The 14,760-nt window shown below is 71.0% G+C and carries 12 protein-coding genes; 8 read left to right on the top strand and 4 right to left on the bottom strand.

Annotated elements, in window-relative coordinates; all coding sequences use genetic code 11:
- Positions 1-16: 16 nt before the first annotated feature.
- From AB0I71_RS27160 to AB0I71_RS27150, 3 genes are all read left to right on the top strand, one after another.
- Positions 17-757 carry an SUKH-3 domain-containing protein gene (locus AB0I71_RS27160; RefSeq protein WP_357589282.1) on the top strand — a complete coding sequence of 247 codons (741 nt, stop codon included), beginning with the start codon at positions 17-19 and terminating at the stop codon, positions 755-757.
- A gap of 73 nt (positions 758-830) precedes the next feature.
- Complete coding sequence (locus tag AB0I71_RS27155) at positions 831-1,577, top strand: SUKH-3 domain-containing protein (protein WP_357589280.1); 747 nt, start codon at positions 831-833, stop codon at positions 1,575-1,577.
- 72 nt (positions 1,578-1,649) lie between these two features.
- The gene (locus tag AB0I71_RS27150) at positions 1,650-2,396 is read left to right on the top strand and encodes an SUKH-3 domain-containing protein (protein WP_357589304.1); all 747 of its coding nucleotides are present in this window, start codon (positions 1,650-1,652) and stop codon (positions 2,394-2,396) included.
- A 7-nt stretch (positions 2,397-2,403) separates the two neighbouring features.
- On the opposite strand, the gene eccD is transcribed toward AB0I71_RS27150, so the two are convergent.
- Complete coding sequence (eccD, locus tag AB0I71_RS27145) at positions 2,404-3,792, bottom strand: type VII secretion integral membrane protein EccD (protein WP_357589278.1); 1,389 nt, start codon at positions 3,790-3,792, stop codon at positions 2,404-2,406.
- Between the two features lie 140 nt (positions 3,793-3,932).
- Here eccD and eccCa point away from each other — a divergent pair, with 140 nt between their 5' ends.
- The 5 genes from eccCa (at position 3,933) to AB0I71_RS27120 (ending at position 12,376) form a co-directional block, all read left to right on the top strand.
- Positions 3,933-7,895 (top strand): type VII secretion protein EccCa, encoded by a 3,963-nt coding sequence (gene eccCa, locus AB0I71_RS27140; protein WP_357589276.1) that lies wholly within the window; start codon positions 3,933-3,935, stop codon positions 7,893-7,895.
- 132 nt (positions 7,896-8,027) lie between these two features.
- Positions 8,028-8,648: a hypothetical protein gene (locus tag AB0I71_RS27135; protein WP_357589274.1), complete on the top strand. Its 621-nt coding sequence runs from the start codon at positions 8,028-8,030 to the stop codon at positions 8,646-8,648.
- 31 nt (positions 8,649-8,679) lie between these two features.
- Positions 8,680-10,443 carry a hypothetical protein gene (locus AB0I71_RS27130; RefSeq protein ID WP_357589272.1) on the top strand — a complete coding sequence of 588 codons (1,764 nt, stop codon included), beginning with the start codon at positions 8,680-8,682 and terminating at the stop codon, positions 10,441-10,443.
- Positions 10,444-10,549: 106 nt separating this feature from the next.
- Positions 10,550-11,845, top strand: coding sequence for a type VII secretion-associated serine protease mycosin (gene mycP, locus AB0I71_RS27125; protein WP_357589270.1), 1,296 nt, complete (start codon positions 10,550-10,552; stop codon positions 11,843-11,845).
- Positions 11,846-11,869: 24 nt separating this feature from the next.
- The gene (locus tag AB0I71_RS27120; RefSeq protein ID WP_357589268.1) at positions 11,870-12,376 is read left to right on the top strand and encodes a hypothetical protein; all 507 of its coding nucleotides are present in this window, start codon (positions 11,870-11,872) and stop codon (positions 12,374-12,376) included.
- A gap of 89 nt (positions 12,377-12,465) precedes the next feature.
- Here the strand turns inward: AB0I71_RS27120 and AB0I71_RS27115 are convergent, their stop codons facing one another.
- From AB0I71_RS27115 to AB0I71_RS27105, 3 genes are read right to left on the bottom strand one after another with little or no spacing between them, the layout of a single operon-like run.
- Positions 12,466-13,728, bottom strand: coding sequence for an SseB family protein (locus tag AB0I71_RS27115; protein ID WP_357589302.1), 1,263 nt, complete (start codon positions 13,726-13,728; stop codon positions 12,466-12,468).
- Entirely contained in the window at positions 13,722-14,207 is a 486-nt protein-coding gene (locus tag AB0I71_RS27110) for an SUKH-3 domain-containing protein (RefSeq protein WP_357589266.1), read from the bottom strand. Before AB0I71_RS27110 ends, AB0I71_RS27115 begins: the two co-directional genes overlap by 7 nt.
- Complete coding sequence (locus AB0I71_RS27105) at positions 14,204-14,587, bottom strand: YwqJ-related putative deaminase (protein WP_357589264.1); 384 nt, start codon at positions 14,585-14,587, stop codon at positions 14,204-14,206. The genes AB0I71_RS27110 and AB0I71_RS27105 overlap by 4 nt, the downstream gene beginning before the upstream one ends.
- Positions 14,588-14,760 lie beyond the last annotated feature (173 nt).

Below are 14,760 nucleotides of genomic sequence, written 5' to 3'. Positions count from 1 at the left end.
CCCGAGGAGTCCTTCGATGATCAGCCGCGACGAGGCCCTGGCCATCGCCCGCGAGTGGGCCGACGAGCGCCGTGCCGCATTCGAGGTGACCCTGTTCGAATTTGATCTCGGTTACGTCGCCTGTCTCGTCGAACCTGTCGCCGCTGCGACAAACGGTCCGCCCATGCCGCCCCCGTCCACCGGGTATCCCCGGGCCGTCATCGACCGGGAAAGCGGCGAGGTTTCCCAGTGGCCCTCGCTGCCGTGGCAGACCATCGCCGAGCGGTACGCGCAGCGCCGGGCCGCCGAGGGACGCTTCCCGCCCGACGTGCGGTACGTGCTGGACGAGGCCGGTTGGTTTCCCGGCCGCGATGCAAGCGCGGCAGTCGATCACTGGATGGTCCGCTTCGCCGATGAACTGACCGGGCTTGAATGCCCACCCGTCGTACGGGCCGCCCTTGTGGAATTCGGCGGCTTACGGCTCCCCCAGTTCGGTCGGAGTGGCCGTCCAGGCGCCGGCTTTATGAGCTTCATCCACCCCACTCGCGGTGGTGTGGTCACGGAGGCGGCCCGCGACTTCGCCGAGGAGTTCCACAACCCGGTCTATCCGATCGGCAACAACGAGGACGGACCATCCGAGCTGGTCGCCGATGCGCAGGGCCGCGTGTTCATGCTGCACTGGGCCGATTACTTCTTCGTCGGACCGGACATCGACTCCGCCATCGTCAAGCTGATTCGCGGGGGTCCCATGGCCGAGGCCCATGACCGCGACTGGTGATCCTGCCCGGCCGTCGACGCCGTACAAGCCCGCGGCTGTGGCGAACGGAGGGGATGATCCGAAAAGCCCTTCGATGATCAGCCGCGACGAGGCTCTTGCCATCGCCCGCGAGTGGGCCAGTACGGGTAAGCCCGGGCCGGCGCCCGAAGTGGACCTGTACGAGTTCGACCTCGGCTACGTCGTCTGGCGCGTTCTTCCGGAAACAGCCGTCGTCGACGGTGTACCCGTGCCGCCACCGTCGACGGGATATCCCCTGGCGGTCATCGACCGCGAGACCGGTGAGGTTTCCCAATGGACCGCGTTGTCCGCACCCCTGGTGGCCGAAGAGTACGCATTTTACCGCGCAGCCGAGGGCCGCTTTCCCCCTGACGTGCGGCAAGTACTGGACCGGGCTGGGTGGTTTCCCGGCAGAGACGTGACATCCGCGGTGAACCACTGGATGGTCCGCTTCGCCGACGAACTGGCCGGGCTTGAGTGCTCGCCCGTCGCCCGGGGCGCACTAATCGAGTTCGGCGGCCTTCAACTGCCTCAATTCGGCCGGAGCGGCCGCTTGGGCGGCGGCTTCATGAGTTTCATCCACCCTACGCTTGGCGGTGTGGTCACGGAGGCGGCCCGCGAATTCGCCGAGGAGTTCGACAACCCAGTCTACCCGATCGGCAACAACGAGGACGGACCGTCCGAACTGGTAGCCGACGCGCAGGGGCGGGTGTTCATGTTGCACTGGGCCGACGACTTCTTCGTCGGCCCGGACATCGATTCCGCCATCGTCAAGCTAATCCGGGGCGGCCCGATGGCTGAGGCCAGCGACCGCGACTGGTGAACCTGGCCTGACCGCCGACGTAGCGCCACCGTGGCCGCCGTCAATCAATGCGGCAAGCCCGAGGAGTCTTCGATAATCAGCCGCGACGAGGCCCTGGCCATCGCCCGCGAGTGGGCCGGTGCGGGCAAGCCCGGGCCGGCACCCGAAGTGGACCTGTACGAGTTCGACCTCGGCTACGTCGTCTGGCGCGTTCTTCCGCCCGTGGCCCCCACTGAAGGACCGCCCGCCCCGCCGTCTGCAACCGGCTATCCCCGAGCCGTCGTCGATCGGGAGACCGGCGAGGTGTCCCAGTGGCGCTCGCTGCCGCCGTCACTGGTTGCGGAGGAGTACACGCAGCACCGGGCCGCTGAGGGGCGTTTTCCGCCCGACGTGCGGTACGTGTTGGAAAAGGCAGGCTGGTATCCCGGAAGAGATGTTACCTCCGCGGTGAACCACTGGATGGTGCGCTTCGCCGACGATCTGGCCGGGCTTGAATGCTCACCTGTCGCACGCGCCGCGCTTGTCGAATTCGGTGGCCTGCGGTTGCCGCAGTTCGGTGGCCACGGGGAGCCGGGCGGGGGTTACACCAGCTTTATCCACCCCACACTGGGTGGGGTGGTAACCGATAAGGCGCACGGCTTCTCGGAGGACTTCGAGAATCCTGTGTTTCCGCTCGGCAACAACGAGGACGGGCCGTCCGAGTTGGTCGTCGACGCGCAGGGTCGCGTGTTCATGTTGCACTGGGCCGACGACTTCTTCGTCGGCCCGGACATCGATTCCGCCATCGTCAACCTGATCAGAGGTAACGAGATGTCCGAGGCCAGCGACCGCGACTGGTGAGGGGACGTCAGCCGTTGAGAGCCCGCATGAACGCGTACAGGCCGAGCACGCTGCACGCGACCGGCACCACGGCCAGTTGGAGCAGGATGTCGAACATGTCGCCGAGCCGGGCCAGTCGGGGCGACGGGGCGCGCCGGCTGTAGGCGAGCCCGGCTGCGGCCGACAGCCCGGCCGCGACCAGGGCCACCGGCAGCACGGCCAGCACCCGGGCGCCGGTCGACGCGTCGGCCGCACCGACCAGGGGTAGCAGGCCCAGGCCCACCAGACCGACGGCGAGCATCGGCACCCGGTGCCGGACCGTCGACACCAGTCGGGCGCGCAGCAGGTAGCCGAGCGAGATGATGCCGGCGAGCAGCAGCGCGGAGAGCGTGCCGGTCGCGGTGAGCACGATCAGGCCGGCGATGGTGACGACGAACGCCCCGAAGACCATGCCGGTGAAGACCTCGTCGGCCCGGGCGGTGGCCTGGTAGATCACTTCACGCTTCGGCTGCGGCTCGTCGCGGAGCAGGTCCGCGGCGGTGCGCGGCAGCGCCGGCATCGGCATCTTCCCGAGCCGTACGGAGAGCAGCGGCATGGCCGGCAGCAGCAACGCCACCGCACCGACCACTATCGCGCTGCCTTGGGCGGCGTCCATCGAGCCGAGGGCGATCAGGCCGCCGACCATCCCCCAGAAGCCGACGAAGACCGCGGCCACGAAGACCCTGGTCGCGTCGCCGACCCCGAGCAGCCCGAGCAGCCCGGAGAGGAGCAGCACCGCCGAGCCGAGCAGCACGTGCGGGGCGCCGAGCGCCCAGACCGATTCGCCGGTGCCGATCACCAGCACGCCGCCGACGAAGGCGTAGGGCAGGCCGGCGGCGGCGACGACCGCGCCGGCGAGTGAGTCGGCCATCGCCCGGGACAGCACGATCCCGCAGACCAGCAGCAGACCGGCCGCGCCGAGGGCCACCGCACCACCGAGCCAGCCGGGCTGCTCGGACGTCACGATCACGACCAGACCGAGCAGGAGCAGCACGCCGGCCACGATCAGGCCGGTCAGCCGGGTCGCGAACGGGCTCCAGGCCACCCCGCGGCGTCGGGCACCGTCGGCGACGGCCTCCATCAGGTCGTCGTACGCCAGCTCCGGCCACTCGGTGCGCCGTGGCACCAGGTGCAGCGTCTCGCCGTCACGAACGTTCTGCGCGGCCAGCGTACGGGTCAGTTCGACAGCGCTGCCGTCGCTTCGCCGCAGCATCCAGCCGCCGTGGCTGGTGCCGTCCGACGGTTCCTCGTCGGCCTGTCGCAGCACGGCGGGTAGCAGCCCGACGAGCGGCAGGTGCTCGGGCAGGGCGAGGTCCAACCGTCGGTTGGGAGCGACGACGGCGATGCGCGCGAGTCCGGTTCCGGCCTGGGTGACCACTAAAGACCCCTCGGTACGAGGAGCGGGCCGACGGCCCGCGGCTGTCCTGACGGGCAAAGGCTACCTACCATGTGCCGGTGACGCGGGGGGCGGTTCACCGCGGCGCACCAGACCCAGGAGAGGCGACGGAGGTCTGTCACGTGAGCACGGTGGTCGTCAAGCGACCCGCCCGCCAGCCGGAGCCGGAGTATCCCTCCGGCGAGGTGCTGCTGGACGCGCCGCCCGAGGTGCCCGCACCGAGCGGTAAAGCGTGGGGGCAGATGCTGATGCTGCTGCCGATGCTCGCCGGCTCGTTCGCGATGGCCCTGATGTTCGCCGGCCGGGGCGGGTCGACCCTCGGCTACGTCACCGGTGGCCTGTTCGGACTCTCGGCCATCGGGATGCTCGGGTCACAGCTGGCCAACAACTCCGGCGGACCGGGCAAGCAGGAGATGCTGCAAAAGCGCCGCGACTACATGACGCATCTGTCCCGCCAGCGGCGCCGCGTACTCAAGACGATCCGCAAGCAGCGGGAGGCGGCCTTCTACCGGCACCCGGATCCGGATGTCCTCTGGTCCCTGCCGCTTGGGCCCAGACTGTGGGAACGCCGGCGCGGCGACGTGGATTTCGCCACCGTCCGCATCGGCCTGGGGCCGCAGGAACTGGCGACTCCGCTGGTGCCGCCGCCGGCCACGTCGCTGGAGAAGCTGGAACCGATGTGCGCGCTCGCGCTGCGCCGGTTCCTCACCACGTACGGCGAGGTGCCGGACCTGCCGGTGACCATGGCGCTGAACGGATTCGCCCGGGTGCACCTGCGCGGCGACACCGACGCCGCCCGGGGCATGGTCCGGGCGGTGCTCGCCCAGGCCACCGCGTTCCATGCACCCGACGACATGCTCGTGGCGATCTGCGTGGCGCCGGACCGGCGGGCCGACTGGGAATGGACGAAGTGGCTGCCGCACGCCCTGCACCCGTCACGCACCGACGCGCTCGGCCAGCTGCGCCTGGTGGCAGCCTCGGTGACCGGCCTGGAGGCGATGCTCGACGACGTGCTGGCCAGTCGGCCCCGGTTCAACGCCAGTGGCGGTACGCCGCAGGTCGCCGGGCCGCACGTGCTTGTGGTCATCGACGGTGGCGACACCGCCGGTTCGGATCATTTGATGACCGAGGGCGGTGTGGAGGGTGTCACGTTGCTCGACCTGTCCACTCCGGCGCCGCGCCTGCTGGATCGGGCGCGCCTGGTGCTGGAGGTGACGGCGGACCGTCGGTTGCACAGCATCACCGTGGATGGTCCGGCCGAGATCGGCCGGGCCGACGACTGCCGGGTGGCCGAGCTTGAGGCGTTGGCCATGCAACTGGCCCCGCTGCGCCTCTCCGCCGCCTCCCGGGGCAGCGGTGACACTCCGCTCACCACCGAGCTGGGCCTGGCCGAGCTGCTCGACATCGGCGATCCGTACGAGTTCGACGTGGACCGGGCGTGGCAGCCGCGCCCCAACCGCGACAAGCTGCGGGTGCCGATCGGGGTGGGTGCCGACGGCGGGCCGGTGGAGCTGGACCTCAAGGAGTCTGCGCAGGACGGCATGGGGCCGCACGGGCTCCTCATCGGCGCGACCGGTTCCGGCAAGTCCGAGCTGCTGCGCACCCTGGTGTTGGCGTTGGCGGCGACGCACTCCTCGGAGAGCCTCAACTTCGTCCTTGTCGACTTCAAGGGTGGTGCCACCTTCACCCGGCTGGACGGCCTGCCGCACACCAGCGCGGTGATCACCAACCTGGCCGACGAGCTGCCGCTTGTGGACCGGATGACCGACTCCATCAACGGCGAGTTGGTCCGTCGGCAGGAACTGCTCCGGGCGGCCGGTAACTACGCCTCGCAGCGGGACTACGAGAAGGCCCGGGCGGCGGGCGCACCGCTGTCCCCGCTGCCGAGCCTGCTCATCATCTGTGACGAGTTCTCCGAGCTGCTGACCGCGAAGCCCGACTTCATCGACATGTTCGTGCAGATCGGCCGGGTCGGTCGCTCGCTCGGCGTGCACCTGCTGCTGGCCAGCCAGCGCCTGGAGGAGGGTCGGCTGCGCGGGCTCGACACCCACCTGTCGTACCGGATCGGTCTGCGGACCTTCTCCGCGATGGAGTCCCGGGTGGTGCTGGGGGCCACCGACGCGTACGAGCTGCCCCGGTCGCCGGGCCACGGGTACCTGCGGTTCGGCACCGAGCCGCTGATCCGGTTCAAGGCCGCGTACGTTTCCGGCACCTACCGCAGCAAGACCGCGGCGGCGGTCGCGGCCGGCGACGGCGAGGACCGGGTCCGCGAGTACACCACCACATACGTCGCCCCGCCGGTGACCCGTGCGCCCAAGGAGGAGGTGGCACCGGAACCGACCGACGGGGTGGGCGAGAGTGTGCTGGACATCCTGGTCGGTCGGCTCGCCGGTCGGGGCAAGCCCGCGCATCAGGTGTGGCTTCCCCCGCTGGCCGAACCGCCGACGTTGGATCAGCTGCTGCCACCGATGACCGCCGATCCCGCCCGTGGCATCACCGTCGCGCACGCCGGGCTGCTCGGCGAGTTGCAGGTGGCGGTCGGCATCGTCGACAAGCCCTTCGACCAGCGCCGCGACGTGCTCTGGTTCGACCTGGCCGGTTCGGCCGGCCACGCGGTAATCGTCGGCGGCCCGCAGAGCGGCAAGAGCACCCTGCTGCGGACGGTCGTGACCGCCCTGGCGCTGACCCACACCCCGCGGGAGACCCAGGTCTACTGCCTCGACCTGGGCAGCAGCGCGCTGTCGTCGCTGCGCGACCTGCCGCACGTCGGCTCGGTGGCTACCCGCCTCGACGCCGGCCTGGTCCGGCGTACCGTCGCCGAGCTGCAACTGCTGATGGGCGAGCGGGAGCGGCGATTCGCCGAGCGCGGCGTGGACTCGATGGCCGAGTACCGGCGGGCACGGCGGCATGGCCAGCACGACGACGACCCGTTCGGCGACGTCTTCCTGGTCATCGACGGTTGGGCGACGCTGCGGGCGGAGTTCGAGGACCTGGAACCGACGATCAACGACATCGCCAACCGGGGGCTGTCCTTCGGCATCCATCTGATCGTGACCGCAAGTCGCTGGATGGACCTGCGGCCGGCGGTCCGGGACGTCTTCGGCACCCGGCTGGAGCTGCGGCTGGCCGACGCCAGCGACTCCAACCTGGACCGACGGGCGGCGATGAACGTGCCGGAGAAATCACCGGGCCGGGGTATCACGCCGGACGGGCAGCAGTTCCTGGCGGCGCTGCCGCGAGCGGACAGCGCGCAGGAGGCGGAGAGCCTGCCCGAGGGCGCGCGGAAGCTGGTCACCGATCTGGCCGCCGCCTGGCAGGGGCCGGGAGCGCCGCCGATCCGGTTGCTGCCACCGGTGGTGCCCTACGGCAGCCTGCCGAACACCGGCCGCCCGGGCATCCCGATCGGTATCGCCGAGGTGGACCTTCAGCCGGTGCAGGTGGACTTCGCCGCCGACCCGCACTTCATCCTGTTCGGCGACGGCGAGTCGGGCAAGAGCACCTTCCTGCGCGCCCTGGCGCAGACGATCGTCGACCGCAACGAGCTGACCGAGGCCCGGCTGGTGCTCGTCGACTACCGGCGTAGCCTGCTCGGCGACATCGACACGCCGCATCTGATCGGGTACGGCTCGACCGCACAGGTGACCGAGAGCATCATCTCCGAGGTGGCCGCGGTGATGCGCGACCGGCTGCCGCCGCCGGACATCAACGCCGAACGGTTGCGGGCCCGCGACTGGTGGAAGGGCCCCGACCTGTACGTGCTTGTTGACGACTACGACCTGGTGGCCGGCGCCGGCAGCAATCCGCTGACGCCGCTACTGGAGTTTCTGCCCCAGGCTCGGGACATCGGCCTGCACGTGGTCATCGCCCGGCGTACCGGCGGTGCCAGTCGGGCGCTCTACGAGCCGGTGCTGATGCGGCTTCGGGAGATCAGCACACCGGGCATCGTGATGTCCGGCAACCGGGACGAGGGGGTGCTGCTCGGCACCGTCCGGCCCGGGCCGCTGCCACCGGGTCGGGGCTGGCTGGTGTCCCGGCGTGGCGGTACCCGGTTGGTGCAGCTGGTGCATCTTCCGCCGCGCTCCTGAGCCCGGTACGGGGTTGCCCGATCAGGCTACTGTCGGCCAGAGTGGATTTACGGTGCGCGGCTGCATGACCCCCGACACGTCGGAGGAGGAAGCAGCCGCGCCGGCATCGTGTGAGCGAACGGGGGAGGGAACATGGGCGACGAGTGGCTCGTCGACGAACAGATCGACGTCGACATCCAGCAGCTGAAGGATTTCGCGCTGGCCATCCAGAAGGAAATGGAGCAGAACTTCCAGCCCAGTTTTGACAATGGCCTCCGGCCCATGCTGACCGTGCAAGCGCCGTTCGGCGGCGGCGGGATGAAGGAGGCGGCGTTCTTCCGGGGTCGGCACGACGAGAGCCGGATGGCCATCTCCAACCTGATGGGCGACGTGATGAAGGGACTCACCGCCCTGAGCGTGGCCGCCATGTCCATCTCGGCGGAGTACCTGACCGGTGACGCGCTGGCCCAGGCCACGAACGAGGACGTCTACAACGCCTTCTCCGCCGTCGGTGGTCAGGACACTCTCAGCGGCCGATGGCAGGAGGGCGCGGAGAACCCGTCGGACTCGGTGCCGGAGGCGGCGCTGAACCCGGAGCCGATGAACCCTTACTACGGCCTGGACTCCTGCCCGACCGGGGAGCAGCGCGAGGAGACTCCGGCGTGGGCGCAGTCGGAGGTCGTCGGTGAGGGCTCCGGCAGGTACGTGATCCACGGTGACGGCGAGCGCATGCACGGCGAAGATCTCCGGCTGAACCAGTCGGATCTCCGATGACGGTGTCCGGGCGAGGGCCTGAGGAGCGGGGATGAGCGAGGACTACTACGGCTGGCAGCCGGTCAGCTACCCGATGTACGCCGGCGTGACGGACGACTACGCGGCCGAGCGGGCCGCCGGGGCCACGCCGTACGAGCCCACGGCCTGGGACTCGGTAAACATCGAGCAGATGTGGGAGTACGTCCGCAAGGAGAGTGACGAGCGGACGACAGCACTCGCCGACATGTGGCGGCGAGCGGCGAGCCTGCTGCAGACCACTCGGGACAACCTCAAGCGCCACGCCGACTCCCTGGACGCTCGCTGGCAGTCGCCCGCAGCGCGGGTCTTCATGTCCCGCGTGGGCGCCACGCTGCACTCGCTCGACGAGTGGAAGGAGGTGGCCAGCAACAACGCCACCGGCCTGGACCAGCTCGCCAGCAAGATCGGTACTGCTCAGCGGGAGATGAAGACGCTCTGGGAGGAGTACCGGGCCGAGCAGATCCGGCAGGGGGAGCGCCGGACCAACGACAAAGGCTTCCAGCCGGTCGACCTCGTCGACTGGGTCCCCGGCGTCACCGGCAACGACGCCAAGTCGTACGAGGACGTGCAGAACGAGTACCACCAGCGCGCCAAGAACATCACCAAGCCGCTGGCGGACCTCTACATCGACGTCTACATCTCCAACATCTCCCGGGGTGGGAAGTTCAAGGGCCCGACGGACGCGGTCATCACCAATCCGTCCAACGTGCCCGGCCCGGGCGCTCCGGGAGCACCCCCGCCCGGCGCACCCGTCAACGGTGCCCCTCCGAACCGCCCGGGTATGCCCAACCGGCCGGACCTGCCGAATCAACCTGGCGCGGGGGACGGGCCGACCGGCTCGGCACCACCGCCGCCGCCCGGCCTTCCGGAAGGCGTCGGTCTGGCCGGTGGCGCCGCCGCGCCGGTCGCACCACCGCCGACCGCGCCGCCGGTGACCACCGCACCCAACGCCCCCGTGACGCCCGGTCCGGTGGTGCCGCCGGTGGCGCCACCCGGGCCGCGACCGGGCAACCCCGGCCTGACCGCACCGAATTCAGCGCGACCCAACGCACCACGGACCACCCTGCCGGGTGCGGGCGGTCCCGGCGCGCCCGGCGGTCGTGGGCCGGGACCCAACCGGCCCACCCTGCCCGGTGCCGGCGGCCCGGGCAGTGGGTCCGGGGCACCCGGCGGTGGCCGGCGAGGCGCCGCGCCGAACCGCCCGACCCTGCCCGGCAACACCGGCGGCGGCGCTCCCGGCGGTGGCCGAGGTCGGCCGGGTCTGGGCGGCCGGCCAGGCACTGCGGCCGCCCCACCGCCGTCCAGCCCACGTCTGCCCGGCTCCACCGCCCGCCCGGGTCAGCGCGGTGCCACCCCCGGGCGTCCCGCCGCACCTCCACCGAGCCTCGGCGGTCAGCGGGGTGCCACGCCGGGCACGCCGCCCAAGGCCGGTTCGCCGCTGACCGGCAAGTCCACGCCCGGCAAGCCGGCGGCCGGCAAGCCGGTGACCGGCGGGAGCACCGCCGGCGCCCGGCCCGATCTGAGCGGACGCGCCGGGGCGGGCACCGGCCGACCCGCGCCGACCACCGGACCGGCTCCCTCGCTGGTTGGCCGACGCGGTGGCCCGACCACCCCGGCTCCGCGTAAGGGTGCGCCGCGCGACGGTGACCCGGAGACCTGGGAGTACGGCGACGGCGACGACGAACTCTGGGTCACCGAGTCGTCAGCGGTCGGCGTCGTGGAGGCCCCGACGGAGCACCGCCCCCGGGAGCAGGGCAGGACGCTCGGCCAGAGCTGACCGTGTGCGGGCCGGTCACCCAACCCTGGGTGGCCGGCCCGTACCATGCAGTGACCGTCCAACCTGGCCGTCCCGGCTATGGCCCGACAGAGGAAGGTAGACGGGCATGCGTGTCCTCGCCCGACCGGCAGCCATCTTGGCGATCGCCGCCGCGAGTGTCCTGGCGACCGTGGGGCTGCCTGCGGCACCCGCCCTGGCCGATGCCACAAGGGACAAATCGTGGCACCTGAAGGCCCTGGAGATACCCGAGCTACACAAAATCACTCAGGGTGAGGGTGTGGTGGTGGCGGTGATCGACACCGGGGTGGACGCGAAGCACCAGGACCTCAAGGACAACGTACTGCCCGGAGTCGACTTCTACGACGACGACGCCAAGGGCCGGGTCGACCGAGTGGGCCACGGCACCGCCATGGCTTCGTTGATCGCCGGTCACGGGCACGGGCCGGGCAAGCGCGACGGCGTGCTCGGCATCGCCCCGAAAGCCAAGATCCTTCCGGTGACCATCAAGAGCGAGCGGAGCCCGCTGATCCAGCCGACCGCCATCGCCGCGGGGATCAACTGGGCGGTCGACCACGGCGCCGACATCATAAACGTCTCGCTGTCCAGCAGCTTCAACGACGAGCTGAACCGAGCCGTCGAACGGGCCTACCAGCGAAACGTGATCGTCGTCGCGTCCGTCGGCAACCGAAAGGATTCGATAATTGCCAGCCCGGCCTCGCACCGGAGCGCCATGGCTGTCAACGGCACCGCCCGCAACGGCAGGATCAGCAAGGAGGCCGCCCTGCCGGCCGAACAGGTCGACATCGCCGCGCCGGGGGAGGACATCGTCCAGGCCGTCCCCGGCAACAGCTACGAGACCGGACTCGGCAGCAGCAGCAGCACGGCCATCGTCTCCGGCGCGCTGGCGTTGGTGAAGGCCGAATATCCGGACCTGAACGGCTACCAGATGTTCCAGCGCCTGCTGGAGACCACTCGCGATGAGGGCGAGCCGGGCCACGACCTGCACTACGGATGGGGCGCCCTCGACATCCGGCAGGCGTTGACAGGTGAACCGGACGGCCGGGGCACCCGCCGCACCGATACTGCACCTGATGATTTTCGTCTGGAGCCGTGGCAGGCCGACCCTCGCGAACGCGAGGACGGCATCCTGGTCTTCGTGTGGGCGGTGATCATCGCCGTGCTCCTGCTCATCGTCGGCGGGACCGTGGGCACCGTCATGCTGCTGCGGGGCCGCGCACGCCAACGCCAGGCGGAGTCGGCCGACCAGGATCCGCCGGACGAGATGTCGGCAGTTCCCGGACCTGTCGCGTCGGCGGCAGGAGGCCCGGTGACGCCGGCCGGCAGCACCGGTCAGCCCGCAGACAGAACCGATGACGCGGTCTGGCAACGCCCGCCCGGCTGAGCAGATCGCCCCGAGGAGGCAGCCATGTCGTCAGCCGCGCCAGCCGGCCAGTCCCCCAACCTCGGCCCGGCCCCGGGTACCCCTCCCAGCGGCCCCGAGCCGGCGCCACGCCGGCGACCAGTCGTCGTCACCATCGCCGTCCTGCTGATGGTGCCGCCGATCATCATCTGGCTGATCGCCGGGGTCGCCTTCTTCCGGGCGATGCTGCGTGCCGAGGGAGACGGGCTCGGCAAGATCCTGGTGGTGGGCATCGGTGCGGGCGTACTCGCGATCGCGTTGCTGGTGGTGCTGCTCGCATCACTCGGGATCCTGATGGCCTGGACCGGCGACAACGCGGCAGGACTGGCCGTGCCGGCCGGATTCACCTTCGGGCTCTTCGTCGTCGTCATCGTCACGCTGCTGGCGCAGGGCAAGCTCAGTTATCACCCGACGATGGTCACGCCGCTGGTCGTGGGTGGGCTGGCCGGCGTGTCGCTCGTTCTGATCAAGAGCCCGCCAGCGCGAGCCTGGTTCGCCGGTCGCGGTCGCTGAACCGACCGACGGCGTCGCGCGGTGACCCGCGGCGGGCCGTCGAGGGCACTCTGATCAGCACCGCCACCGGTCGCTGGCACCCGACCGGGTCAGGCCGGGGACCAGCGACGGCCGGTGGCGTCGAAGCGAGCCAGCAGCTCGTCGCGGCCGTCCGCGTGCAGGCAGTGCAGCTCGGTTCCGTCCGGTACGACGAGCGACTCCATCCGCGGTTGCCCCTGACCCCACTCCTCGGGTGTCGCCTCGCCGGGGGGCCAGCGCAGCACAGCCACCCACTCGTCCGACTCCTCGAACGGAGAGCCCTCGCCGAGCAGCCCCAGCCGTCGGTACAGCCGGGTCGGCGTGTCCCGTCCCGGTCCGTGCCAGGCGTGCACCAGTCCGGCCGCCCGGTCGTACCCGTCGTCCAGGTAGGACGTCAGGTAACGGTGCGGGATGACAAGTTGCAGCAGCAGCGGTGCGGCGGGGTCGGGCTCGTCGTCGTCGGCGGCGGATTCCGATGCCGGACGGGGCACCGGAACGCCCACCGTCGACGGGTCGGCATACCTGGCCGTGTCGCGGCGTAGCTGCTCCTGCTCGGCCGCCTCGTTGATCACCTGTCGCAGCTCGCCGAGCCAGTCGCGCAACGTCAGCAGCGCCTCGCCGGGGAGCGCCGCCGCCAGCGGCGTCTCCGGGTTGAGCAGCAGCTGCCAGGAGAGGTCCGGCCAGTGGTCGGTGAGCTGAAGGCTGCTGACCACCACCAGGTCACGTTCGCCGAGTGCCTGCCGCAGACGGGCTTCCGAGCTGAACACCGGCAGGCTGGCCCGGCCCTGCTCATCGGGGAGGGTCCACCACGGGAACTCCGGATCGGACAGGTCCCGCGTCGCTGGACCCTGCGGGTCCACCGGCAGCACCAGCTCGGTCCGGAGCAGGGCGGACATCAGGGCGTTCGGGTCCTGCTGCCGGACCGCCTCGCGGAGCGGTCGCTCGGCCTCCACGACCGGCGCGGTCAGGGCCCGAAGCTCGTCGGCGGTCAGTCGGATGCCGATCGGCAGTCCGGCGTCGATCGCCAACATCCATTCGTCGTCGGGCCACTCGACGGCGATGTCGACAAGTCCCGACACCCGGTAGCTCACCGATCGGCCTGGCATTCCGGCGGCGATCGCCGCCGGTGAGGTGTACGCGAGCACGTGGGTGACGCCCTCGTGCTGAGCGGTCGGCCACGCCATCGTCTCCCGTCCGGCCGCAGCAGCCGGCGAGACGGGCAGCAGCAGCGGACCGGCGACGAGTTCGGTGAGGAAGCCTTCCCGGTCGTCGGCCTCGGCGGCGGCCAGCAGCGCCTGCTCGGCGGCCGTGGTCGGCTGCCAGCCGGTCACCAGGTGCCGTCCGCGCGTACCCGTGCGGGCCGGCGACCCAGCACCAGCGTGGTCAGAGCCTCGTCGAGATCCGCGCCGAGGAACCAGTCCCCGGTGTGGTCCAGCACGAACACCCGGCCGTGCTGGTCGAGGGCCAGGATGCCGGTGCCGTCGCCCTCCTCGCCCAGCGGGCTCAGCGGCGCGCCGATCGCCTCGGCCAGTTCGGCGAGGGTCTCCACCGAGTGCCGCACCAGGAACGGGTCGAGGTGGAAGTCGCTCGGTGCGACCTGCTCACCTTCACCCTGCGGGCGCACCCGCAGCCCGCCGAACTCGGCGTACGCCTCGATCGCCCGGGCCGTCACGGTGTGCTGGCGGCCGCCGGGTGTCGCGTGCGCGGCGATCCGCAGCCCCCACTCGCGGCCCCGGCTCTCGTCGGAGCGGTCGGGCGACCAGCCGGCGGCGGTGAGGGTCTGCGCCACCGGGGACGGAAAGCGTTCGCTCATGTCAGCGCCTCCACACCGAACCAGTCCAGCAGGGCGGCGCAGGAGCGGCAGGGCGGCTGAACCTCGCCGTGGCGCGGGTCACCTTCTTCCCGTACCCGGGTCACTCGGACTTTGGCACCCCACAGCAGCGCGCGGGACCGGGCGGCGTCCAGCGGTGGTCCGCCGGCCTCGGCCGCGTAGAGCCGGTCGGAGATCAGCACCGCCTCGGCGCACCAGCCGGCGTAGCGCTCGCGCTGCTCGACAGGCAGCCCGTGCAGGAAGCGCCGGACCACCGGATGCAGGTCGGGGACCAGGTCGCCGCGTACCGAGGTGTGCGTGTGGACGGTGCCGTCGGCCAGCAGCGCACCGGCCGCCAGCGGCAGCATCCGTGGCTGCGCCATCCGTCCTCCCGGGTGTCGAAAGGGGACCGTCGGCGAGGTTTTGCCCGCCCCGCCCGCGAGCCTAACCGTCGTCGTCCGTCCGGCGGGTGGGACGTGCGGGTACCACTGGCATCGAGGGGCTCACATCACGTCGACCGCCTGGGATATCGTCGGTCCAGCCCTCTCTTCGCCGT

It is taken from the genome of Micromonospora sp. NPDC049891 (assembly GCF_040660295.1).
In the GTDB taxonomy this organism is placed as follows: domain Bacteria; phylum Actinomycetota; class Actinomycetes; order Mycobacteriales; family Micromonosporaceae; genus Micromonospora.
Note: the sequence above shows the minus strand (reverse complement) of the source record. Positions and strands in the feature narration are given on the sequence as shown.